The 25,060-nt window shown below is 58.2% G+C and carries 14 protein-coding genes (1 of these 14 running past the window's edge); 4 read left to right on the top strand and 10 right to left on the bottom strand.

What is annotated here, in order from left to right; translation table 11 throughout:
- Positions 1-83 precede the first annotated feature (83 nt).
- Positions 84-425, bottom strand: coding sequence for a hypothetical protein (locus tag FLM21_RS17190; RefSeq protein ID WP_148716742.1), 342 nt, complete (start codon positions 423-425; stop codon positions 84-86).
- Positions 426-760: 335 nt separating this feature from the next.
- Here FLM21_RS17190 and FLM21_RS17185 point away from each other — a divergent pair, with 335 nt between their 5' ends.
- Positions 761-1,150 (top strand): hypothetical protein, encoded by a 390-nt coding sequence (locus tag FLM21_RS17185; protein ID WP_148716741.1) that lies wholly within the window; start codon positions 761-763, stop codon positions 1,148-1,150.
- Positions 1,151-1,186: 36 nt separating this feature from the next.
- On the opposite strand, the gene FLM21_RS17180 is transcribed toward FLM21_RS17185, so the two are convergent.
- From FLM21_RS17180 to FLM21_RS21140, 9 genes are all read right to left on the bottom strand, one after another.
- Complete coding sequence (locus tag FLM21_RS17180; protein ID WP_148716740.1) at positions 1,187-1,546, bottom strand: hypothetical protein; 360 nt, start codon at positions 1,544-1,546, stop codon at positions 1,187-1,189.
- 81 nt (positions 1,547-1,627) lie between these two features.
- Positions 1,628-1,840, bottom strand: coding sequence for a hypothetical protein (locus FLM21_RS17175; protein WP_148716739.1), 213 nt, complete (start codon positions 1,838-1,840; stop codon positions 1,628-1,630).
- 231 nt (positions 1,841-2,071) lie between these two features.
- The gene (locus tag FLM21_RS17170; protein ID WP_148716738.1) at positions 2,072-3,100 is read right to left on the bottom strand and encodes a phytanoyl-CoA dioxygenase family protein; all 1,029 of its coding nucleotides are present in this window, start codon (positions 3,098-3,100) and stop codon (positions 2,072-2,074) included.
- Entirely contained in the window at positions 3,097-3,630 is a 534-nt protein-coding gene (locus FLM21_RS17165; RefSeq protein WP_148716737.1) for a glutathione peroxidase, read from the bottom strand. Before FLM21_RS17165 ends, FLM21_RS17170 begins: the two co-directional genes overlap by 4 nt.
- A gap of 98 nt (positions 3,631-3,728) precedes the next feature.
- A complete protein-coding gene (locus FLM21_RS17160; protein ID WP_148716736.1) occupies positions 3,729-5,516 on the bottom strand; it encodes a M64 family metallopeptidase in 1,788 nt (595 codons plus the stop codon).
- Positions 5,513-6,067: a hypothetical protein gene (locus FLM21_RS17155; protein WP_148716735.1), complete on the bottom strand. Its 555-nt coding sequence runs from the start codon at positions 6,065-6,067 to the stop codon at positions 5,513-5,515. Before FLM21_RS17155 ends, FLM21_RS17160 begins: the two co-directional genes overlap by 4 nt.
- 244 nt (positions 6,068-6,311) lie before the next feature.
- Entirely contained in the window at positions 6,312-7,889 is a 1,578-nt protein-coding gene (locus tag FLM21_RS21605) for a lytic polysaccharide monooxygenase (protein WP_148716734.1), read from the bottom strand.
- Positions 7,890-8,180: 291 nt separating this feature from the next.
- On the bottom strand, positions 8,181-9,209 hold the full coding sequence (locus FLM21_RS17145; RefSeq protein WP_222846720.1) for a citrate synthase: 1,029 nt from the start codon (positions 9,207-9,209) through the stop codon (positions 8,181-8,183).
- A 25-nt stretch (positions 9,210-9,234) separates the two neighbouring features.
- On the bottom strand, positions 9,235-9,402 hold the full coding sequence (locus FLM21_RS21140; protein ID WP_222846719.1) for a hypothetical protein: 168 nt from the start codon (positions 9,400-9,402) through the stop codon (positions 9,235-9,237).
- Here FLM21_RS21140 and FLM21_RS17140 point away from each other — a divergent pair.
- The 3 genes from FLM21_RS17140 to FLM21_RS17130 all read left to right on the top strand — a co-directional run.
- Positions 9,401-10,171, top strand: coding sequence for a class I SAM-dependent methyltransferase (locus tag FLM21_RS17140; RefSeq protein ID WP_148716733.1), 771 nt, complete (start codon positions 9,401-9,403; stop codon positions 10,169-10,171). The two genes, FLM21_RS21140 and FLM21_RS17140, sit on opposite strands and share 2 nt — an antisense overlap.
- A gap of 410 nt (positions 10,172-10,581) precedes the next feature.
- On the top strand, positions 10,582-11,367 hold the full coding sequence (locus tag FLM21_RS17135; RefSeq protein WP_187359962.1) for an efflux RND transporter periplasmic adaptor subunit: 786 nt from the start codon (positions 10,582-10,584) through the stop codon (positions 11,365-11,367).
- 74 nt (positions 11,368-11,441) lie between these two features.
- Positions 11,442-25,060: the start of a tandem-95 repeat protein gene (locus FLM21_RS17130; RefSeq protein WP_148716731.1), read on the top strand. The gene runs 24,079 nt beyond the window's last position; only the first 13,619 of its 37,698 coding nucleotides appear in the window; its start codon is at positions 11,442-11,444; its stop codon lies off the right edge, out of view.

The raw sequence follows: 25,060 nt of genomic DNA, 5'->3' as shown, positions 1-25,060 counted from the left end.
GCGCTTCAGGGTATAGTGCAAATGCCGCCGCGGCCGATTGCAAACCGCCCTGGTAGCCAGCCCGCCCCTTGTGGTGGGCTGTTCTATTTTTGCGGTTCACGCTTCGCTGGGTCGTGTCCTGGCTTGCTGGAGGTTGCCATGTGTCTCCGCCGCCATGCATGCAACAGACGTTCCAGCGTCCAACCGATCAGGTAGCTCAACAAGGTGCCCAAGCTGATCGCCAGAGTGACTGCGATGGCCGGGCTAGCCGCCTGCCGCAATGCGTCGCCCATGACATAGAGCGTGGCAAGGAACAGCAGCCAGAACAGGGCATTGAACTCGTTGAAGTCCAGCTGTACTGGAGCGAGGTATCGGTCGTAGAGCAAACATGCTGCGCTGTACAGCACGAACACGATCGCCAAGGCCAGACCAGCAGTACTTTTCATTGCGGCGAAACTCGTGAGCGATATGGCAGCATAGCGCTCAAGACGCTGGCTCGCAGCCAAGCCATGACTGACACCACTGATCCGTTCGTCATGCTATTGAGACGTGGCCATAGGATTCTTCCGCATATGGGTGGAAGATACATGTGTATTGTCCTGCATCCAATTTGCCCCGCCGCTACCGTTGGGACTCAGGTAGCCGTTGTTCCTCCCTCGCGTGGCAAGCAGCTCCAAGACCGACGCCGACAACCCGGCTACCAAATTCATGCTTCTGGTCTTGAGCATTCATTCTCTTGAAGTTGTCCAAGAGTGCGCCGTTTCTACGGCAGGAGCACACCATGTTTCTGCTCGGTCAGCTGGTGGGGCTGGTCTATTTCCCGGGCTGCGTGCCCAACGATGTGCAATTGAAGCTGCTGTCGCGGCCGTTGCAAGGGTTTCATGCGTTGCTATTGCAGCCTGAGACCATCGAGATGATCGATGATGAGCGCGTTGCCAGCATTGCGGCCCGTATTCCCGCGCGTCTGAGCTACTCGGAACGCGTCGTCGTGGATTTCGAGGCGTATTGGCGCGGGTTCAGCGACATGCATCGTTCACTGCGCGGTCTGGCGGTATCGCCGGCTTCGCGTGCGTCGGCGCCGCTGCTCAACCTTGGCCGTTATCGCGCTGGCAAGTTGCCACCGAGCAGGCCGGCAGCGAACGACGAGTGGCCATCGATGCCGATGGTATGAACCTGGCCAAGGGCACCTCGGCTCACGTTTGCGATATCAATGTCGGTGTTGTTGGGCGTAGTTCTCGATCAGCCGCTTGGCGGTTTTGTGTCCGGCTGCGATCGCTTCATCGGAGGAGACGTAGCTCGTTTCCACGCTTGAGGTGGGCGGAAAAGTCGTGCCTGGAAAATCGATCATCACCAAGGCGGACCAGCGATGGTCTGCCTCCCGCGCATAGACTTCATACGTCACGCCCTTGTAGGAATCCTCTTGGATCTTCATGGCTTCCAATTCTCCGTACACGTCTTCCATACCCTTTCTTATTTTTTGATTGCCCAGTATGTAATTATTTGTTGCGGGGCTACACAAAATGACCGACGGCAGGGCTGTTTTGCCGGCTGAGCGCAGGAAAACCATGTTGCAGTGCGTGCTGCGGTTACAAAAAAGCCGCCCTTAGGCGGCTTGGCTGGGACGGTACGCGCTCCAGGCGAGGACGATTCAATCGTGACGGTTCCTGCCGGTGGTATCCGGCTCACTGGCGGTGTGATTGTTTGGCGTCGGGGTTGCGCTGCGGGTCCAGCTGCCGTCGCTCTCCGTGGCAGGACCGTTGCCGCTGCCACTGGCCGAACCGGTGTCTGCAGCGGAAACGCCAAGCGAAGCGGCCAGCGCCGCAGCGCCGAGCAGGGTGGTGAAGTAGCGGATGGTGGTCATGTTGAGCTCTCCTTTGTGGGCAAGACATGCAGGCCGTCGTGGCCCGCCAGAACTAAAGGAGCAAGTAGGGTGCCTGCGGGCTATTGCTTGCGGATCATGTGGGAGCGCCTGTGGCTTATGCACGGTCAGGCGGCTACCTCGCCAACCGAAACAAACCCGCTTCAGTGACGGGAGAGCCGCACATTCATCGAGGGACATCGTTTCATCGCGCGATGGTCCGGCGCGATGCAATCAGCGCCATACCGCCTGCTGCTCAATCCTGGCCGGTGCGTAGTTCAGGTAGTGGACGAAGCGCGGTAGCGTGGCACGGTTCGGGCTGCTGCCGTGGGGCAGGGCCTGATGCCAGATGATGAGATCGCCGGCTTGGGCAGCGATCGGGCGGGGGCCGAGCGCCTGCAGGTCTTGCACGCGCGGATCCGCAATCGGTGGCAGGGCATCGAGCCAGGCATCGATCCTGCGGTGAAAGCCTGGCACCAGGGTGAATGCGCCTTGGTCGGCTGAAGTATTGGTCAGGTAGATCAGGCCTTGGGTGCCGAACGGGATCGGCTGGGTCAGGCTCACGTCCCAGTGCAAATGAGGCCCCTGGAATGGATGGTCGGGGCGCTCCGGCGGGTTGAAGCTGACCCTGTCCGTACTGGGCCACAGGTCGGCGTGACCCCACAACTGCGCAAATGCCTTGTGGATGCGCGGCAGGCTGCGAATGGCGGTGAGCGCCGGGTGCTGGAACAGCTGGACCATGATGCCCTGCCGTTCCCCGCGATACCAGCTGTCCGGCTGGTCCAGCGTCGCTGCTTGCTGCGTCATGACTGCCTCGACAGTCTGGCTGCACAGGGTGGCGGGCACGGCGCCACGGACGATCACATAGCCTTCGCGGTGCCAGTGGGCGAGATCGGCGCCGTCGAGTACTGCGTCCATTGCATCGATCTGCTGTAGCAGTGCTTGTGCATGACCAGGAGGTGGCACGTCGAGCAAGGCGGCATTGAGGCGCTCCGCCAATGTCGTTGGCGGTGTGCCTGCCATAGCAACGATCCAGCGCTCGAAATCGGCAAAGCTGTGAACATCGTTGACCAATGCCCGACGCGCCTGCTCCAGGCCCAGGCCCAGTGCATGCAGCGTCAGTTGATCGCGCCGGCCTTCCGCTTCGTCACCATGGGCCGAATGTCCCTGCCGGGCCAGCTGGCTGCGAGCCCAGAGTCGCTTGAGCTGGCAGATGCCCAGCGCACCGGTTTCTGTAATCGCGGGTAGCGCCGGAGCGTTCATCGCTTAAGCCAGCCTTCGATGGCGCTGACGATACGTGGATCGTCCGGCGCCACTCGCGAGGCGAAGGCGGTCACGGTCTTGCCATCCGGCGCAATCAGGTATTTGTAGAAATTCCACTTCGGTGCGGTGCCGCTGGCGGCGGCCAGACGCTGGAACAACGGATTGGCGTTGCTGCCGATCACGCTCGACGCCTCCATCATTGGGAACTGCACCAGGTAGGTGAGCTTGCAGAACTCGCCGATCTCCTTGTTGGTTGCCAGCTCCTGTTTGAAGTCGTTGGAGGGAAAGCCCACCACCAGCAAACCCTTGTCCTGGTACTTGCGATACAGCGTTTCCAGCTTTTCGAACTGCGGCGTGAAGCCGCATTTGCTGGCGGTATTCACCACCAGGATTGGCTTGCCGGCGTGCTGGCACAGATCGAACGGCTCGCCCTGCAGTGTCTTGAACTGGCTGTTCAACAACGGCGGGCAGGTGGCGAGGGCGGTCTGGCTGAGGAACAGCAGCACGGCAATCGAGAGCAGACGCAGCATGGCGGCCTCCAGGCGGAAGATGCCTGCATGATGGCAGGCGGCCGGGCCAAGAAAAAGGCCCTCCGCGAGGGAGGGCCGATTCCAGTGCAAGGCAAGGATCAGTTGCAGGCGCCGCTGTCCTGCCACACGCCCCACTGGCCGGACTGGCTGGGATTGTCCCCTTGGGTCCACCACTTGTTCTGGTAGTTGCGGCCGTTGTAGGTCACCTTGGTGCCGGCAGTGGCGTACACCGTGCTGGCACTCCAGGCCGGATTGCAACTGCCCGACACCGGAGTGACGGTGGTGGGGGTGACGGTGATCTGGGCCACCGGTGTTGGCGTGGGCGGAACTGGAGTGGCCGGCCTTGGTGTTGGCGTGGCGGGCGCCGGGGTCGGTGCACTGCCGCTGCAGGCGCCGACATCCTTCCAGAGCGTATTACTGGCGGCCGGGTTCCAGTTGGCGCCGACATGCGCAGTGTGGGCCACCAGCGCTTGATAGTTGCGGCCGTTGTAGGTGACGAAGCTGCCGGCAGCATAGCTACGCCCTTCCGCCCACACTGTGTAGCAACTGCCGGATACCGGCGTCGGCGTGGCCGGCACCGGGGTCGCCGGCCGTGGCGTGACCGTAGGCGTCGGAGCCAAAGTCGGCACGGCAGTGGGGCGCGGCGTCGGGGTTGGCACTGCCGTGGGTTTGGGCGTTGGCGTGGGGACGGCGGTCGGCCTGGGGGTCGGCGTGGCGACCGGGGTCGGCTTCGGCGTGGGCACTGCTGTTGGCAGCGGCGTTGGCCGGGGCGTCGGGGTGGGGGCGCTGGTCCGCACCGTCCAGCTCACGCTGTCGCCCAGCAGGTTGTTGCTGTCCTTGCGCACCCAGTTGGTACGGTCGATCACCTTGGCCTGCACCGTGGCGTTGCCGGACAGTGGCAACAGGCTGCCCTGGAACACCGTTCCGGTCTCGGCGCTCTTGGTGCCATTCACCCACCATTCGATGGCGAGCGCATGGCTGCTCGGCTGCATCGGCGTGACCGACAACGTGCCCGGACCGCGCCAGCTGACGGTGCCGGACGCCGGGCTGAACGATTCCAGTGGCGACACGCGGTCGTACATCGCCAGCACGAACTGCTCGGCATTCACCGGGCCGAGCGGCTTGCCGTTGCTACGCATGCGGCTGTCCAGCGTGGGGCGCCACCAGCCGGTGGGGTTGTAGGCCGCGCCTTCGAACGCCCCGACGATGCTGGCGTAGGCGCTGGTCTCCGGCGTGGCAATAGGGGTGCTGGTCTCCACCCAGTGCGCCCAACGCAGGCTGCTACGCGGCAGGATGGTCTGGGTGGCGTTGGGTGCTTCGCGCGGCGTGGTGCCGGCATATTCGTATTCGTCGGCTAGCTTGGCGAAGCTGTGGCCCACCTCGTGCGCGACGATGTCGGGCGAGCTGCGGTTGGCTACGGCGATGCTGCCGCCGCTGCCGCCGTACTTGCTGCTGTTGATGATGACGACGACGATATCGGCTTCCGGCAGATACTGGTTTTTGGCCGCATTCACCTTGCTGGTGCTGCAGGTGCCGAGCCGTTCCAGGTTACTGGTCCAGTAGGTGCAGTCAAACGCCGTGTCCTTCAGCGTGCTGCCGTCTTCCTTGTCGGCGCCAGCCTGATTGGACGCGATGAACAGCCCGTAGGTGTTGAAGTAACGCGCATAGCTGCTGCCCCAGGGGCCATCGAGCAGCGCATTGTGGAAGGTGGCGACATCGGTCTTGAACTGGGCCTGCTGGCTGGCGAGGTAACCATCGCCGACGAACAGGATATTCACGCGCTTGTCGCGCGCACCGGTGATCTTGTGCTCGAACAGCTGCGCCATGGCGGGTTGCACCAGCGCACCGGCGAGCAGCAGCGGCAGGAGTTGTGGACGCAGCTTCATTGCGCGCGCCCTCCCTGCACCTTGATCTCGCCCTGCACGGCATCGCGCACGCCGCTGGCGGTCGATGCCGTGCTGGCGTCGTCTGTGCTGTCGACATCGGCGGTGGCGCTGCGCGCGCCGGCCTGTGGTGCCGGCTTGCGCTCGATGATGCGCACGGTCACATCGCTGGTGGAAACGGGAATCTGCAGGTCGAAATACCCGGTATCGCGGGTTGATTCCACATACTCGTTGGCATCGCCCGGCTTGGCGCGATCGGAAAACTCGCCGCGCACCAGCCGCGGATTCTCGATGGTGATCTCGCGCTCGATGCTGCCGTCGGCGCGGACGATCTGCGCCAGCCAGCCCTGGCCAGCACGCTTCACCCGGCCCTGCTTGCGCTCGCGCGCTTCGCTGCGCGAGGGCTTGTAGTCGATATCGCGGACTTCCTGGCTGACGATGTGTACGCCCTGGTCATCCAGTGCCAGTTGCAGCAATAGCACCGGCTCGGCCCATGCCGGGGCGGACAGCCCCAGCGCCGCGGCGATGCATGCCCCGGTCAGATAATGTTTCACGGCCTCTCCTCGCTGTTCTTGTCGATCCGCTTGCGCCGCTGTTGTGCAATCCGGGCAAGGTCAGCGGATGCTAATGTGCTAACGCTGCGCCACCAAGGTCTATCGTCTGCGACGAGCTGCGCTTCCGATGAAGCACCGGCTTTGCCGGTATGGCCGGTTGTTTATCGGGTGAAAGCGCTTGCGCGAGGGCGGAGAAAAGAAAAAGGCCCTCCACGAGGGAGGGCCGATTTCATTGCAAGGCGGATCAGTTGCAGGCGCCGATGTCCTGCCACACGCCCCACTGGCCGGATTGGCTGGGGTTGTCACCCTGGGTCCACCACTTGTTCTGGTAGTTGCGGCCGTTGTAGGTCACCTTGGTGCCGGTGGCTGCGTACACGGTGCTGGCGTTCCAGACCGGGTTGCAGGTGGACGGCGCCGGGGTGACCGGGCTCGGCGTAACTGGAGCCGGAGTCACCGGCGTCGGCGTTACCGGAGCGGGCGTGACCGGGGTTGGAGTGGTCGGAGCCGGGGTCACCGGGGTCGGTGTCGGCACGGAACCGGTGCAGGCACCGACATCCTTCCACAGCGTGGTGCTCGAAGCCGGGTTCCAGCCTGCACCGACGTAAGCAGTGTGCGTGACCAGGGCCTGATAGTTGCGGCCGTTGTAGGTCACCAGCGTGCCGGCAGTGTAGTTGCGGCCTTCAGCCCAGGCGGTGTAGCAGGCGCCCGGAGCCGGGGTCGGCGTGGTCGGGACCGGCGTCACTGGAGTGGGAGTAACCGGAATCGGGGTCGGCGTGACCGGCGAAGGGGTAGGCGTGGTTGGCGACGGCGTCGGTGTGGTGGGCGACGGGGTAGGGGTCGTCGGCGACGGGGTCGGCACGGTGGTGCCATTCACATCGACGCGGAAGGTGTAGCTGACGCCATCACGCGAATACACGCGGTTGTCCTGCGTGCTCTTCACCGGTGCAACGCTGCCATTGGTGGCCAGTACGCCGACCGAGATGTAGCGCGACGAGCTGTTGACCTTCTGCGCCAGGTAGTATGGCCAGTTGGCGGCGAGGTACATCTTCTCGCCGGTCACGCTGTCCCAGCCCATGTTGACGGTAAAGGATTCCAGGTCGCCGCCGTTGGCGTCGAACAGGCGGAAGGTGACGTTGGTTTCCGCTGCGAGATCCTGTGCCGAACGGATCTGGCCCAGTTCCTTGTAATTGGAGACCACGGCCGAGAAGGTCACATCCGAGCACGAGTAGAACGCTTCGGCGCTGTCCGAACGTTGCCACGTGTTGTAGATCACGTGGTAGCCCTTCTTGTTCTTGGGCAGCGGGCAGGTCAGGTGGTAGCGCTTGGTGGCATCGGCGGGCACGTTGCCCAGCTTGCAGAACTGCTCGAGGTCGCTCCACTTCAGCGGCTGGGTCGGATTCCAGCCATCCTTCGTCACGTAGAACACCCAATCCTTGGTGGCGTGCGTTGCCGGGGCGTTGTAGATGAATTCGAAGTTGCCGTTGGAGTCCGGGGCGATCGGCGAGGTGACCCAGTCGGTGCGGGCGAGGTTGAGGCCGGCGTAGTTGGACTTGCCCCCTGCGCAGAGCTGGCCATCCGGCACGAAGGCCTGGTGGTTGCCATTCGGGTTCTGGTTCACGCCGTTCCAGTCATACAGCATCTGCGGGCCGGAAATGGCCACGGCCGCCTGGCAGGCGGCGGACTTCGGCGCTTCGGGACCTTCGTTGAAGCAGTTCAGGACGCGGCTGACCGGTACTTCCATCGAGCCGTGGGCGAGCACGGCACCGGGCAAGGCCAAGAGCAACGACAGGCACAGACGTGTCGGCTTGAAGCACTTGTTCATGTTGTCTCCTCATTATTCGGGGGTGACGCCGCGATTTGGATCTTGTTGGTGTAATCCGGCGCCTGGCTGCACTCTGGAGCAGTGCGCGCTAGCTTACTGATGGGCTGGAGTGGATACAAGTCGATGATGAGTTAATACCACTTGCATGGAAAACGGTAATCGCGCGCGATGCAAGGCAGTGCAATAGGCGCGTGATCGTATTAGTTCAGTCTTATGTGACAACAGGTCGCCTTACGGCGATGAGTGGCAGGCCGGATTTTGTACTAATACCACTCTCGGCTACATGCTGGCCTAGCGTAGATAGCGGGCGCGTGGCCGGATCAGTCTGCCGTCGCGGCGCTGTTCCAGCGCATGGGCAAGCCAGCCGATGGTGCGCCCCGCAGCGAATAGGGCGAAGGCGCTGCCGCGTGGTAGACCCAATTGGCGGCACAGCAGCACTAGCGCCAGATCGATGTTCGGTGGCGGCCAGCTTAGGGAGACTGCACGAGCAAGCAATTGCGCCGCGGCGGGCGAGGGCGTCAAAAGCGATAACAGCTTTGCCGCGCGCGGATCGCCGGCCGGATACAACGCGTGGCGGAAGCCGGGTGCAAAGTTGTGGGCATCGAGCGTAGCGCCGGTGGCCATCCGGTCCAGCCAGGCATCCACTTCGGCGCTCTGCCCGCCATGAGCCGTACCGCTGACGGCGGACAACCCTCCCAGCACACAGGCGCCCAGATCAGCGCCGGCCGATGCAATGCAGCGTGCGGTGAAGGTCGATACATTCAGTTCATGATCTGCCGACAGGACCAGCGCTGCGCGAACTTGCTTGGCCGCGGGTGCGGCGAGCGACCACACTGAGGCGAACTGCTGATGGATCGGTTGGCGGCGCGGCGCAGTGCCGAGCAGGCCGGCAACCACCAGGCGCAGCAGCGCTACTGCAGTTGCGGCAGGATCCGTCTCTATCAAGGCACTGCGGCCTAGCGCGGTGAGGGCAATGGCCCGATCGGCGAAGCTCGCCGTTTGCAGTGACCGGCACAGCTGCATCCAAGGTGCCGTTGCTTCAGGGGCGGGTGCGTCAAACACTGCGGCATCGCAATCCCAGAGCAAGGCGGCTACAGCTTCCAAGTGAGCGGTATCAGCTAACGTGGATGCCGATTGCCTGCGATAGAACAGGTCGCCTTTAGCAATGCCGCTCAATTGGGTGTCGAGCACTGGCTGACCCCAAGTCAGGCTGGCCGCGGCGATGCGTTCCGGTTTGCGCCCAGGCGCTTTCAGCCGCAGCAGCCGTTCGATGTCTTCCCGCAGGTAACTGCTGCGGCGATCGTCACCGATCCGATACACGGCAAGCCGGCCCCGGCTGACGTAGCTATACAAGCGTGGCGCGGCTGATGCCAAGCAGGCGGGCGGCTTCATCGGCGAGGAGATAGCGCGACATCGGCAACTTGATTGGTTCGATCAAGATTGACGGTATATCGCAGCGCAGCATCCAATGCCAGCACGCGGCGCCGCTTTCCCACCATTCGAGGAAAGCCATGAACACCATTGATTTCGGCCTGACGGCTGATGACTATCGTATCCACCGTGCCGGGTTTCCCGATGCCTTCTATGACCGGTTGGCCGACTGGGGCCTGTTGCAAGCCGGTACCGGCGTACTCGACTTGGGGACGGGGACCGGCACACTGGCACGTGGCCTGGCGCGATGCGGTTGCCACGTAACCGGCCTCGATATCGCGCCAGCAATGCTGGCCGCCGCGCGTGCGCTGGATCAGGAAGCTGGCGTGGACGTGCAGTACCACTTAGCTGCTGCGGAGCACATCGGCCTGCCCGAGGCGCAGTTCGACCTGGTATGTGCCGGCCAGTGCTGGCATTGGTTCGACGGCTTTGCCGTGGCGCATGAGGCCAACCGCCTGATGCGATCCGGTGGGATGCTGCTGATCGCCCACTACGACTGGCTGCCGTTACCCGGCAGTGTCGCCGCAGCGAGCGAACACCTGATCCTGCGCCACAACCCGCATTGGCGCGGCGCCGACGGTTGCGGCATCCACACCGCCGGCTTTGCCCACTTGGCCGAAGCCGGATTCACTGTGTTGGAATCGCTGTCGTTCGATCACCTGCAGCATTACACGCATCAGGGATGGCGTGGCCGCATCCGTGCCAGCGCCGGCGTGGCGGCGAGCCTCGGCAACGACGCAGTGGCAAGTTTCGATGCCGAGCATGCCGCGTTGCTGGCGGAGTGCTTTTCGGCTGAGCCGCTTGAGGTGCCACACCGTGTGTTCCTGCTGCTGGGTAGCAAGCGGAATTGATCTGTGCGGGAAAAGCTCCCTCTTGGCAGGTTGAGCAGGGGGAGCAGCTCAGCGTCAAACATCCTTACTTCGGCAACGAAAATTAGTAAGTTTTGATGATGCGAAGAACAGTGCAGTTTGTCCATGTGTTGCCTTTGGAGCATGTGTGTCGTCTGCGTTTGGCTCATTTTCAAACTTGGATCGTGCGCACTGCGTAGCACAGGAGGACGGCTCCTGAAGAATGGGCAAAGGCTTCAGCTGTTTACGAAAGTGCAGGCGATAGAATTCCGGACCATCGCCTAACGAGTGACATCTTGATGACAGAAACTCGCCTAACCGATAGTGATCTTTACAATGCTGTTGGTTTCATGCTTACATCATGTTTTTTCAGTCTGCGTAAGATTTAACTGATGAAGTCTGTAATCATAGCGATGTCGTTGGTTGTCCTGATTTCGAGTCCCGCTGGCAGGGCCGCACCTTTCACTTGTCTGGTAGAGCCAGCCCGAACTCTGGCCTTGGGCGTGCACGTCGCGGGTGTGGTCGATAAGGTCACTGTGCGTCGAGGGGATCGGGTCAAAAAGGGACAGTTGCTGATTTCGCTTGCATCTAATGCAGAAAATGCCGAGGCCGAGCTCGCGAAATTCAAAGCAGAGCAGGTTGGCCCTCTCCAGACCGCACAAGCCAAAGCAGAGTTTGCGAAGAGAAAATTCGAACGCAAAAAGGCTTTAGGCGGGGAGCGCTTGATGTCGCAACAGGAAGTGGACGAGGCAGAGTCCGAATATCGGGTCGCGCAATCAGAGATCGTGACGGCAAAAGAAAATAAATCAGGCTCGGGCATTGAATATAAATATCGCAGCGCTGTGTTGGCGCTGCGTACGGTGTATAGCCCTTTTGACGGTGTGGTTGTAGATCAGTCTATTTTTCCAGGTGAGGTAGTCGAAGCCGGGAAAGGAAGTGCAATACTCAAGGTAGCGCGGATCGATTTATTACATGTCCGAGCAATCTTGCCGAAAGAGATGTTCGGCAAAGTGAAGATCGGACAGAAGGCGACCGTTGAAACTGAAATTCTGAAACAAAAGGAGCTGGTGGCCACCGTAAAATCTGTCGATGGTGTGGTGGACGCGGCCAGTGGTACGTTTGTTGTAGTCTTTGAAATGCCGAATCCAAAATCAAATATACCAGTCGGGGTTCGATGTAAGGCTGAATTAATTAATTAAAGAAGGCCAGATCCTGTGTGGTCTGGCTTTTGTTTGTCCGAAAAAATCAAAATTGTAATAAATTGGGGCGTGAAATGAACAAGATGGTCGATTGGAAAAAACAAGGCGAAACAGGCAAGGTTGCAGCCGTCGAGATGCTCGAGCAGCGAGTGCTGCTGTCGGCGGACATCAACCCAGTGCAGAAGGTCGAAGGTGAGATCGCCTCGCCAGGTGAGACTGATCAATATGTCTTCAAGGTTGTCGAAAAAAGTCAGGTTGTCTTTGATTCATTGACCAATCGAAGCGATTTGAACTGGAAAATTACCAATTCAAAAGGCGATTTCATCGATAGTCGCCAATTCCATGCAACGGATGCAAGTGGTACCAGCTATGCGCCGTTCTATATGCTGGAGGCCGACGAATACACCATTTCGGTCGATGCTGTCGGTGATGCGACCGGAAGCTATGCATTTCGTTTGATCGATGTCAATAACAGCGCCAAGTTGATCCCTGGGCAAAAGCGGGAAGGTCAGCTTGAATCTGGTAAGGAAACTGACGTTTTTACCTGGTCGGGCTCCGCGGGCGAACATTACTTTCTGGATTTCAAGGAAGGTGCCCCGGTGAGCTGGCGGTTGATCGATCCATTTGGCCGCCAGATCAATAATGCCAATGGGGCTGGCGATGCGGAGGTTATATTACCTTACGACGGTCAATATACCCTGCTGGTTGAAGGATTGATCTACAACACTGCGGCCACTCAGTATCAGTTTGATTTCGTTAAGGTGGCTGACCGCAGCGCAGTGCTAGAGCTCGGAACATCACAAGTTGAAACACAACGACCCCTTGACGGTTCAGGATTGCTGACTAATTCGTTGCAATATGCCCAGATCAATCCCGCTGATACGCTGGTGCTCAATCAGGCCATTACTGTTGAAGCGAATATCACGGTTGATCGCTTTACCAATACCTGGATGCCGGTGATCTACAACGGTGCGGATGGCAATTGGCAGACGCGTATGTTCACGGTCTGGATTCGCTCGGATGGTGCGTTGCACATTGCTGGAGGCGGGGAGGGGATTATCACCGCCGCAGGCGTAATCAAGATTGGTAAGCAGCAGCACATTGCTGCGGTGATGGATAGGCCGGGCGGCCAGATGCTGCTGTATGTGGACGGGGCATTAGTAGCCAGCGGCGCAATCAGCCATACACCGACTGCCAGCAACAACAGTCGATGGCTGATTGGTGGGCGCCCTGAGTTTGCCTATGACCACTCTCCGTTTGAGGGGGTGATACGCGATCTACGGCTCTGGAGTCGGGTACGGACCGCCGAAGAAATGGCCATCTATCAGGATGAAATTCTGACCGGCGCTGAGGCCGGCTTGGTGGCATACCTGAAAGCGGATGAAACCAGCGGCAATCAATTGGTCGACCGTACTGTAAATGGCAATCACGCCACGATACGAAACGTGGTTGATCAAGCTACTGGGGCAATTGCTGGGCGCGTTGAGCAGCCGGGCCAGCGCATCTCGTACACGTTCACGCTGGATGAAGCCAAGCATCTGTACATGGATGCTTTGACTGGGGACCCTGGCGTGTATTGGATGCTGACCGGGCCCGACGGCTTTTCAGTCGAGCGCTCAATGGCCGGCTCCGATGGCCCTCAGCTGACCGGTAATCCAATGCTTGATTTGGCGGTCGGGCAATATACCTTAACGATCCGTGCTACGAGCGGGCAGAGGCCTGCCTATGCGTTCCGGCTGATCGATCTTGGCCAAGCAGAGCAAATCCTGCCAGATCAGCTTGTCGATGCAGTCTTGAACCCAGCCAATAGCAGCCGTGTTTTCCAGTTCGATGCCGCTGCAGGTGATCGCTATTATTTCGATACCCTGAAAGTGACCCAAGGTGCAAATGGGTCTATTACTTGGCGCTTGCTTGACCCTTGGGGACGTCCAGTTTTCGATTCGACCGCATTTTCGGATCGTGATGTGACGACGCTGGCATATACGGGAACGTATACGCTGCTGCTGGAAGGTGCATATGACTTGCTATCTATGCCGCAGTTGCCGCCGCAGGCACAGTTCCGTATCCAGCGCGTGATGGACCGAAGCCAGCCGTTGAGCCTGGGACAGTCGCAAGGGGTGGCTGCGCAATGGCCAGCCGTTGGCACAGGCCTGTTGAGCAACGCATTCCAGTACGCTGAGTTCGATATAGCGCCAACGCTAACGCTGAATCAGACGGTGACGGCCGAGGTAACGATTCAGGTCAATAGCTTTGCCAACACATGGATGCCGTTGCTTTACAGCGGCGATGGCAATAACCAGCAGCGGATGTTCTCCGTCTGGTTGAACAGCAATGGTTCGCTGTATTTGTCGACGGGTGACGGTGGCGAGCAGGCAGCTTGGTCTGCAGCTGGGGTGATCAAGGGGGGCCAACGGCAATACGTCGCGGCAGTGATGGACCGCGTGAACGGCGTACTGAAATTGTTCGTCGATGGGGAGCTGGTCGCAAGTGCCGTAGTTCGCGCGCAACCCGCCACGCTGAACGCGCAGTCCTGGTTGATTGGACGCACCCGTGAAAAAAGCGATGCCTATGCCCAATTCGATGGCGTAATCAGCACGCTGCGGCTGTGGAACGTGGCCCGAACAGCCGAGGAGATTGCTGCGGACCGCGAGCGTGAACTAATTGGAAATGAAGCAGGCCTGATTGCGAACTTTACCGCACATGACGCGAATCGCTGGCTGGACAATAGCGCATATGCGCAGCACGCTCAGATCAGGAATCTTTATGAAGAACTCCCTGGGGTCGTGATCGACCGTATTGAGCATCCGGGGCAGCAGGTAAGCTACACCTTCACGCTGGATCAAGCCAAGCGGCTATATATGGATATTTTGCAGCCAAACAGTAATTGGTTGCTGTGGGTGTTGAGTGGCCCCAATGAGATGGTTAGAGGGTCGCTGTTTGATCGTGCATACGCGACCAACTCGGCTGACGAGCTGTTCCTGGATTTGCAAGCTGGCGAATACAAACTAACCATTGATGCCGGTTTGGATACCGTCACGCAATATGCTTTCCGTCTTGTTGATTTGGACAATGTCTCTGTCATCGAGAGGGAGTCCGTCATCACCGGCAAGCTGACCACAGCTTCCACGACCCAAGCCTATCAATTTTCTGCGCAGGCAGGAGATATAATCGGGCTCGATTCGATTGCAGTGAATGGTGGTGTTGCCTATTGGCGCTTGCTCGATCCCTGGGGTAGGAAAGTATTCGACTCGGTATATGTTACCTCCGACTTGGACAGCATTGCCTTGCCCTATGCTGGTAAATATACCCTGTTGGTTGAAGGGGTTAATTCGCCGAATTATTTTGAAACGGCGTTCAGCTTCAAATTGCTTGATAAAGGTAACACACCGCCGGCGGCGCTTCCCGAAGGGGAGGTACTTACCCTCGGGGAGGTAGTGGCTGGGGAGCTTGATTCCAATGCGTCACAGCATTACTACCGCTTCAGCCTTGATACTGCCGCTGTCCTGTATCTCGACTCCTTGATTGATCGTTCCGATATCGCTTGGACAATTGTTGGGCCTCGCGGCGTCGAGGCTCGCCGTAGCTTCAATAGCAGCGACAGCTATTACGGGCCTAGCGATTTGACCATCAGGCTGGCGGCTGGTGATTACGCACTGCTAGTGGAAGGGCAAGCCGGAGGGTACAGCTTTAAGCTGAGTGACTTGGTGAGTGCTCAGCAGCTGGAGTATGCGGAAGTGGTGGTCAGCCAGTTGAGCCCGGCCAATTCATCGCGCATATACCGCTTCGAAGCTCAAGCTAACGACGAAATTTATCTCGATTTCATCAGCAAGACCTACTATCGCTACCTGCCGTACCGACTCTTGGACCCGCAGGGCAGAACGGTTTATCGCAACAACTTTCAATACTATGGACCGGAAGACCTACCGGAACTGAAGTTGCTGATGTCTGGTACATACACCCTGATTGTCGAGGGTGCAGTGTGGGACTATGGAACGACTGATTTCAGCTTCAAAGTTCACAAGATAAGCCATACCCAAGCAGCATTAGCACTGGGCGAATTGACGCAAGGCGAAATTACCCATCCTGGCCAGCGAAACCGCTATACCTTCTCATTACAGCAGAGCACCTTGCTGTATCTGGATAGCCTCACAAACAACGACAACATAAGCTGGCGCTTGACCGGGCCGCGTGGTGAGGTGACCAATCGTACTTTCAGTGCGAGCGAAGGCACCTACTATTACGATAACCCGGTATTGAATCTGGTGGCCGGTGACTACGTGTTGACGGTCGATGCTGCTGCCGATGTTGTTGGCCAATATGCTTTCAACCTCCGTGGCGTGCTCGATGCTCAGCACATTGCCGCCGGTGAGCGGATCAATGCCCAGCTCAATCCTGCGAATGGCGTGCAAATATATCAGTTCGATGCGGTAGCTGGAGAGCGCATATATATCGATATGCTTAGCAAGGATTATTATCGTTATCTGCCATATCGAATTATGGATGAGCAGGGACGGCAGCTGGCGTATGTTTCCCATCAATATTATGGGGCGCAAGATACCGAAATTATCCTGCCCAGGGATGGTCGATATTATGTGTTGTTTGAGGGGTGGGTTGGTGATAGTGGGGTAATGAACTACGCCTTTGCGCTGCAAAAACCTGTCAACATGTCTTCGGCTTTGGTCCTTGGTGAGGTGGTTTCTACAACCATTAATGCGCCGGGGCAGATCAGTCAGCATCATTTCCGTGTTGATCAGCCGATGCGGATTTACGTTGATTCGCTCAGCTACAATGGCTCGATGCAATGGCGGCTGGTTGGCCCACAAGGCCAGCTGACCTCACGATATTTCAGTTCCACCGATAGCGACTATGTTGACGGTAGCCGTTCCCCTATTATCGATTTGATCCCTGGGGAATATAGCTTCGTCGTTGATCCGGATAATGAGGTGGTCGGCACCGTAAGCTTCCGCCTGCTCGAAGTCGATCAGGCTAGGGTCATTACACCCGGGAGCTTGATTTCCGATCAATTGGTTCCTGCCAATAGTACCAATGTGTATCGGTTTGACGCAGTTGCTGGCGATCAGTTCTATTTTGATATGCGCGGCGCGTCGAGTTGGCATTATGCCTACTATCGGGTGATTGATCCGAGCAATCGGCAGGTGGTGGCCAGAAATAGCGAATATTACGGTCAGGGTGATCTGGATGTTTTCACCGTCAATCGGACCGGCACCTATTACGTTGTGTTTGAGGGGCGCCCTGATGCAACGGGAAGCAATAGTTATGCCTTTATGCTGGAGCGGGTCCAGCAGCGCCAGTATTCGCTCGAGCTCGGTCAGTCTCAGATCGATCGCAAATGGCCGGCCTCGGGTGGCGGTCTGCAGGGTAACGCAACGCAATATGCGCAGATCGAGTCATCTCCTTCGCTGGCACTTAACCAGACGGTAACATTTGAAGCCAGCATTCAAGTGGCCCAGTTTGCCAATGCGTGGATGCCTGTGATCTATAGCGGAACTGGGAATAATGTAAATACAAGTTTCTCTTTGTGGGTTCATTCAAGTGGCATGCTCCAGCTTGAGACGGGTGATGGGTCGCTGCAGACATTATCAACTGCGTCGGGTGTAATTAAAATTGGGCAATATCAGCATATTGCTGCAGTCATGGATAGGCTCAATGGTCTGCTCAAGATTTATGTTGATGGTGCATTGGTTGCGAGCGGTGGCGTTCGAAAAACGTTGGCTTCCAGTAATACCAATCCTTGGTTGATTGGAAACACCTATGAAAAAAGTGGCAGTTATGCTTTGTTTCACGGTGTTTTGAGCGATATCCGGATCTGGAATACCGTCCGCACTGCCGAAGAGATCGCGGCCAACAAGGACAGTGTGTTGGCCGGCAACGAAGCCGGCCTGGTGGTGAATCTCAAAACCGAAGAAACCAGTGGCGAGCAGCTGCTGGACAGCACCACCTATGCCAATCACGCGCGCCTGCGCAATATCTACGATCAATTGCCGGGCAGCATCGTCGACCGGGTCGAGCATGCTGGTCAGCGCGTGGCGTACACCTTCACGCTGGAGCAGGCCAAGCGTCTGTACATGGACGCCTTGAGCAACGATGGCAACCTGAGCTGGACGCTGGTTGGCCCGATGGGCCAAGTCGCGAGCCGCAGCTTCACCAGCACCGATGCCAATCGGTTGAGCGGCAACCCGCTGCTGGAACTGGCGGCTGGACAGTACACGCTGACGATAGATGCTGCTGGGGATACCCAGCCGCAATACGCCTTCCGCTTGATCGATGTGACGGCGGCTCAGACCATCCAGACCGATGCGTTGGTCGACGTGGCGCTGCAGCCGGCCAATAGCAGCCAAGCGTTCCAGTTTGTCGCGACGGCCGGTGAGCGCTATTTCTTTGACGTGCTCAAGGCGGTCAACGGCGTCAATGACACGGTGCAATGGCGGCTATTGGATCCGTGGGGGCAGCCGGTGTTCGACGTAACGTCGATGAGCGACCGGGATGTCACCACACTGGCCTATAGCGGTACCTACACGCTGCTGGTGGAGGGGGGCCTTTGGTCGAGCGGCACGGCGCAATATCAGTTCCGTATCCAACCGGTGCAGGATCGCAGCGTAGTGCTGACGCTGGGGCAATCGCAAGGCGTAGTACCGCAATGGCCAGTTGTGGGTGGCGGCCTACTGGGCAACACGACCCAATATGCACAGATTGAGGCGTCGCCTTCGCTGGCACTTAACCAGACGGTGACCTTCGAGGCCACGATCCAGGTGGCTGGCTTGACCAATACCTGGACACCGCTGATCTACAGCGGCAATGGCAATAACCAACAACGCACCTTCGTGGTTTGGTTGCATAGCAATGGCTCATTGCAGCTCTCGACTGGCGATGGTAGCGCGCAGACGGTGCAATCGGCCGCTGGCGTAATCAAGGTGGGGCAGTCGCAGCACGTGGCTGCGGTAATGGATCGGATCAACGGGCAGTTGGTGTTGTACGTCGATGGGGTGCTGGTAGCGACCGCCGCAGTACGCAAGCAGCCAGCGACGGCCAACGGCAATCCTTGGCTGATTGGTCGGGCACACGAAATGCAGAGCGATTATGGCCAATTCAACGGCGTGATCCGCAATCTGCGGGTATGGAATGTGGCACGCACTGCGGCGGAGATTGCGGCCAACAAGGACAGTGTGCTGGCCGGCAACGAAGCCGGCCTGGTGGTGAATCTCAAGACCGAGGAAACCAGTGGCGAGCAGCTGCTGGACAGCACCACCTATGGCAACAATGCGCGCCTGCGCAATATCTACGATCAATTGCCCGGCAGCATCGTCGACCGGATCGAGCACGCCGGTCAGCGCGTGGCGTACACCTTCACGCTGGAGCAGGCCAAGCATCTGTACATGGACGCTTTGAGCAACGATGGCAACCTGAGCTGGACCCTGGTTGGACCGACGGGCCAGGTTGCCAGCCGCAGCTTCACCAGCACCGATGCCAATCAGTTGAGCGGCAATCCGCTGCTGGAACTGGCGGCCGGACAGTACACGCTGACGATCGATGCCGCTGGGGATACCCAGCCGCAATACGCCTTCCGCCTGATCGATGTGACGGCAGCCCAGACCATCCAGGCCGATGCGTTGGTCGACGTGGCGCTGCAGCCGGCCAATAGCAGTCAAGCGTTCCAGTTTGTCGCGACGGCCGGTGAGCGCTATTTCTTTGACGTGCTCAAGGCGGCCAACGGCGTCAATGGCACGGTGCAATGGCGCCTGCTGGATCCATGGGGCCGGCCGGTGTTCGACGTGACCTCGATGAGCGATCGGGATGTCATCACGCTAGCGTATAGCGGCGTCTACACGCTGCTGGTGGAGGGGCCGCTGGCTTCAAGCAGCACAGCGCAATACCAGTTCCGCATCCAGCGGGTGCAGGATCGCAGCGTAGCGCTGACGCTGGGACAATCACAGGGCGTGGTACCACAATGGCCGGCCTCCGATAGCGGTCTGCAGGGCAGCTCGACGCAATATGCGCAGATTGAGCCGTCGCCTTCGCTGGCGCTCAACCAGACGGTGACCTTCGAGGCCACGATCCAGGTGGCCAGCTTTACCAATAGCTGGACACCGCTGATCTACAGTGGCAACGGCAACAACCAACAACGCACTTTCTCTGTGTGGTTGCAGAGCAATGGTTCATTGCTGCTTTCGACTGGCGATGGCGCTGTCCAGTCCGCGCAATCGGCCGCTGGCGTGATCAAGGTAGGCCAGTCGCAGCACGTGGCTGCGGTGATGGACCGGATCAACGGCCAGTTAAGGTTGTATGTGGACGGGGTGCAGGTGACGACTGCCACAGTGCGCAAGCAGCCGGCGACGGCCAACAGCAACCCCTGGCTGATAGGCCGGACGCACGAAGCGCAGAGCGATTATGGCCAATTCAACGGCGTGATCCGCAATCTGCGGGTATGGAATGTGGCACGCACTGCGGCGGAGATTGCGGCCAACAAGGACAGTGTGCTGGCCGGCAACGAAGCCGGCCTGGTGGTGAATCTCAAGACCGAGGAAACCAGTGGCGAGCAGCTGCTGGACAGCACCACCTATGGCAACAATGCGCGCCTGCGCAATATCTACGACCAATTGCCGGGCAGCATCGTCGGCCGGATCGAGCATGCTGGTCAGCGCGTGGCCTACACCTTCACGCTGGAGCAGGCCAAGCATCTGTATATGGATGCCTTGAGCAACGATGGCAACCTGAGCTGGACCCTGGTTGGACCGGCGGGCCAGGTGGCCAGCCGCAGTTTCACCGCCACCGATGCCAATCAGTTCGGTGGCAATCCGCTGCTGGAACTGGCAGCCGGACAGTACACGCTGACGATCGATGCCGCTGGGGATACCCAGCCGCAGTACGCCTTCCGCCTGGTCGATCTCGACCTGGCCTCGCCAATCGACATGGGTATCGCAGTACGGGGCGAACTGACTAACGCCAAGTCCACTCATGTTTACCAGTTCAGCGTTCAAGCCGGTGATCAATTGCAGTTCGATTCATTGGCGGTGAGCGGCGGCACAGCTTATTGGCGTGTGCTTGATCCGTGGGGGCGCGTTGTATTCGGCCCGAATAACATGAGCTCGGATTATGGTCCGGTGACCTTCAATTTCACTGGCACCTATACCTTGCTGATCGAGGGGCAGCTCGCTAGCAATTTTGGAACCAACTATAGCTTCCAGCTTTTGAACAAAGGCAACGTGCCGCCGACGGCGCTGCCGGCAGGGAGCGCGCTGAGTTTTGGGGTTGCTATTGCTGGAGAACTCAAGACTGTTACGCAAAAAGATTACTACAACTTCACCCTGAGCAACGAATCGCTGCTTTATCTTGACTCGCTAGTCAACAGCTCCTCCCTGAAGTGGTCCATCATCGGTCCGCATGGCCTCGAAGTGAGCCGAAATTTTGCCAATAGCGATGGGCCGAATTTTTCGGATACTCCGGCTATCCGCTTGGTAGCGGGCGACTATGCCTTGGTGGTGGAAGGTGGAACGGGTGGCTACAGCTTCAGGTTGAATGAGCTGGCCGCAGCACAAGCCATTGTCAGTGGTGAGACGGTCGTTGCGCAGTTGAGTCCTGCGAATTCATCCCGAGCCTATAAATTCGATGCCCAGGCTGGCGATGAAATCTACGTCGATTTTATCAGCAAGACCTATTACCGCTATTTGCCCTTCCGGATTCTCGATCCGCTCGGGCGGCAAGTCTATTGGAATGGCTCCCAATACTATGGGCCGGAAGATGCTGGCATCCTGAAGCTGGCTTTGAACGGAACCTACACGCTGATTGTTGATAGCTATCCGAGTGATTCCGGAGTCATCGACTACAGCTTCCGAGTGCAACACGTGGTCAACGTCGAGACCCCGCTGACCATAGGTGAAGTGACAACTGGCCAGATTGCGCATGTTGGTCAGCTCAGCCGTCATACCTTTACGCTCGAACAAGATGCCTTGTTGTATCTGGATAGCCTCACCAACAACGGCGGTTTGACCTGGATACTGACCGGGCCACGAGGCCAGGTTGCCAGCCGCAGCTTCACTGGCACCGACAGTGCGCATTATACCAATTCTCCGGCACTCAACCTTGTCGCTGGCGAATATGTGCTGGTGGTGGATGGGGCTGCGGATGCGGTAGGCGGCTACAGTTTTGCATTGCGGCCGCTCACCACTGCCGTGGCTGTCACGGCTGGAGAAGTGATCACCGCACAATTGAATCCGGCGAATGGAAGCCAGCTCTATCAGTTTGAGGCCTTGGCGGGGCAGCAGATTTATCTCGACATCCTGAGCAAGGATTACTATCGCTATCTGCCTTATCGCATTCTGGATGCGCAGGGGCAACAAGTAATGGTGAACACTAGCCAATACTATGGCCCCGAGGATTACTCATTCGTTGCCTTGCAGAGCGGTCGCTACTATGTCCTGTTCGAGGGGCGTGTTGATGAAACAGCCGCGCTCAGCTTCAACTTCAAGGTTACCAAGCCCGTAGAGATAGTGTCACCGCTGAATCTGGGTGAGATCGTTTCCGCTCAGTTTGATGTGCCGGGACAGGTGAATCGGTATCAATTCACGTTGGATCAGCCCGGTCGGATCTATGTCGACTCCCTGTCGGATGTGGGTTCCGTGCAGTGGAAGTTACTTGGTCCGCAGGGGCAAATTGTGTCAAGGTCTTTCAACGGGACCGACGCGGATTATTTCGATGGCAGCCGCTCCCCGATGATCGACCTGATTCCGGGAGAGTATACGTTTGTTGTTGATCCCGATGCAGATGTCATCGGCACATTCAACTTCCGGGTGCTTGATGTTTCCGAGGCTAAATCCATTATTCCAGGTGAGCTGGTTGCTGATCAACTGGCGCTGGCCAATAGCAGCAATCTGTATCGCTTTACGGCAAATGCTGGGGATCAGTTTTATTTCGATCTTCGTGGCGCTTCTCCAGGCCATTATGCCTACTACCGGCTTGTTGATCCCGATAATAGGCAAGTGGTCGCTAGAAATACCGAGTATTGGGGCAATGCAGATATTGATGTCTTCACCCTGAGCAAAACGGGAACGTATTACATCCTGTTCGAAGGGCGTCCTTCGGCTTCGGGGAGTAATGACTACCAGTTCAACCTCGTTCCGGTGATTGCTTCCAGCAAGATCGTGCTGGGTGGTTTCGGTAGCGAACCTGGGCCGGATCTGCAGGTGCAGAATGTTAAGATCACCCCGGTCGATCAGCTGGCATCCGGCCGTGAAATCGAAGTGTCGTGGGAGGTGCACAACACTGGCGATCTCCCGGCAACGATAGGTTGGCAGGATCGCGTGATTGTGCGCAATGTCGATCGTGGCACGGTGATCGGCAATTACTTGGTCAGCTATACGGATCTGCCGGCGGGCGAGCTTGGCACGGGTTCTAAGGCAACCCGCAAGATCAAGATCCGGCTCCCCGACGGCAACCTTGGCGCCGGCACCATTGCCGTTCAAGTGCTGACTGATATCACCAATGCCGTGGTAGAGAAAGGCGGGAACATCACGGCGGAAGGCAATAATTCGGCCACCATTTCCGTTAACTCGCAATTGGGTGCCTATGCCGATCTCGTAATCAACTCCCTTAATGTGTCGCCTGCCACAGGCTGGAAATCGGGCGAGCAGGTCACGGTGCACTGGACTGTGACCAACCAAGGTAATGCGGTCGTGGCGGGTGCCTGGTTTGACCGGCTTATGGTCAAGAATTTGACGACCAACAACCCGCTGATCTCGATTGACCTACCTGCATCCGGTTTTGGTGATGCGGCGCTGGAGCAGGGTCAGTCCTCGACGAGGTCGTACACCTTCACATGGCCGGCCGGCTTGAATGCTGCGGGTCGATTCGAGTTTTCGGTTGTATCCGATGCGGGTCAGGCGGTGTTCGAAAACAATCTCGACGATAACGCCGAGCGCAACAATACCGCAGTAGCAATCCAGGAACATGCCCCCGATCTCAAGATTGAAAATCTTGCAGTTTCATCGGCATCGGTACTGGCCGGAGATACCGTTAGCCTGAGTTGGGAAACCTGGAACATCGGCACTGCCGATGTGTATGCAACCTTCCATGAACGCATTGTCGTCGTCAACAAGTCGACTGGGCAGGTTCTTCTCAATAGCAGTACCCAATTGGTGGCATCTCAGCTGGCCCAAGGCATGCTTCCCCGTGATGGCTATGCACTGCGTGGCTTTAACTTCCGCTTGCCAGATGGCGCCCAAGGTGTGGGCGAGATCGAGGTCAATGTTTATCTCGACCAGAATACATCTGGTAATTCGCAGGTCTACGAATACCACGCCCTGCATAATGCAGAAGACAACAATCACGCGGTAGTCGGCCTTACATCGGATGCTCGGCCTTATGCTGATTTGCAGCTGATTGATCTCGTGATTGATGACTCCGGCGTTGCAGGAGAGTTGATTGATGTCAGCTGGACGGTAGCAAACAAGGGGCAGGCTGCAACTGGGGCGACCTGGGTCGATTCGGTGATTTTCAGCACCGACGCGGTATTTGGTAACGCTGACGATTTTGTTCTTGGTGTCTATACCCACACTGGATCGCTTCCGAAGGAAGACCAATATTCGCATACGGCCAAAGTGCGCCTGCCGTTCAAGCCACAAGGAACTTACTATATCGGTGTGCGCACCGATGCGCAGGATGCCGTAATTGAACCGGAAAATGAGGCCAACAATGTGAGCCTCATGCTGCCGATTCAACTGATCAAGCCGTATACCGATCTGAAGGTCGAGCAGATCGTGGCGCCGGAAAATGCCATGAGTGGAGATAGCGTCAATATCTCTTGGCTGGTGCGGAATATTGGCAATGGCACTACCGATTTGGCGTTGTGGAGTGATCGGGTCTATCTGTCCAAGGATGGTGTGATTGATTCTGATGACATCATCATTGCCGGCTCGGTCACCCATGCTGGCCTGGTCGGGCCAAAAGAAGTATATGAAGGCAAAGCCAGTTTGACGTTGCCGAGAGACTTGACGGGGAAGTATTACGTCATTGTCGAGTCGAATTATGGTGGCAAGGTTACCGAGACAGATCGAGGGAATAATCGAATTGTTTCTGCAGTACCGATGGAAGTAGGGTTGACGCCCGTCCCCGATCTGGTGATTTCCGCCATTACCGGCCCTGAACAAGCCAAGCCCGGCGAGCTGGTTGAAATACACTACATCGCAAGCAACGCAGGCGGTGCTGACCTGGCTAGTACTTGGCGCGAACGTATTTATCTGGATCGCGGTGCTGCAGGGTTGCTTGAAGTCGCCACATTGCTTTACTCGGATGCCCTGGCTGCCGGCACTCCCTTGGCTCGAGTTGCCCAAGTCCGCATTCCTGCTGGCTTGGCCGATGGCGAGTACCGTTGGGTGATCAAGACCGATATCGACAATACGCTGTATGAGCGGGATGGTGAAAGCAACAACACCACCATTTCGACCGGAACGATTCGGGTGGTGCGCTCCGATCTGGCGGTGCTATCGGTTTCGGCGCCATCGTTGATCCAGTCTGGTTCTTCCATTGCCGTGAGCTGGGAAGTCCGCAACTTGGGTTCTGATGTGGCCGGAGGCTTCCAAGACCAGGTTTACTTCCTCAAGAACGGGACGTTAACCCTGGCGGGCAGTCTCCTGCGCAGTGCACCGGTATTGCAGGGTGAGAGTTATCGTGCGGAGCTGGC

It is taken from the genome of Chitinolyticbacter meiyuanensis, from assembly GCF_008033135.1.
Lineage (GTDB): Bacteria > Pseudomonadota > Gammaproteobacteria > Burkholderiales > Chitinibacteraceae > Chitinolyticbacter > Chitinolyticbacter meiyuanensis.
The sequence above is the reverse complement of the archived record's forward strand: the minus strand, read 5'-3'. Positions and strand labels throughout refer to the sequence as shown.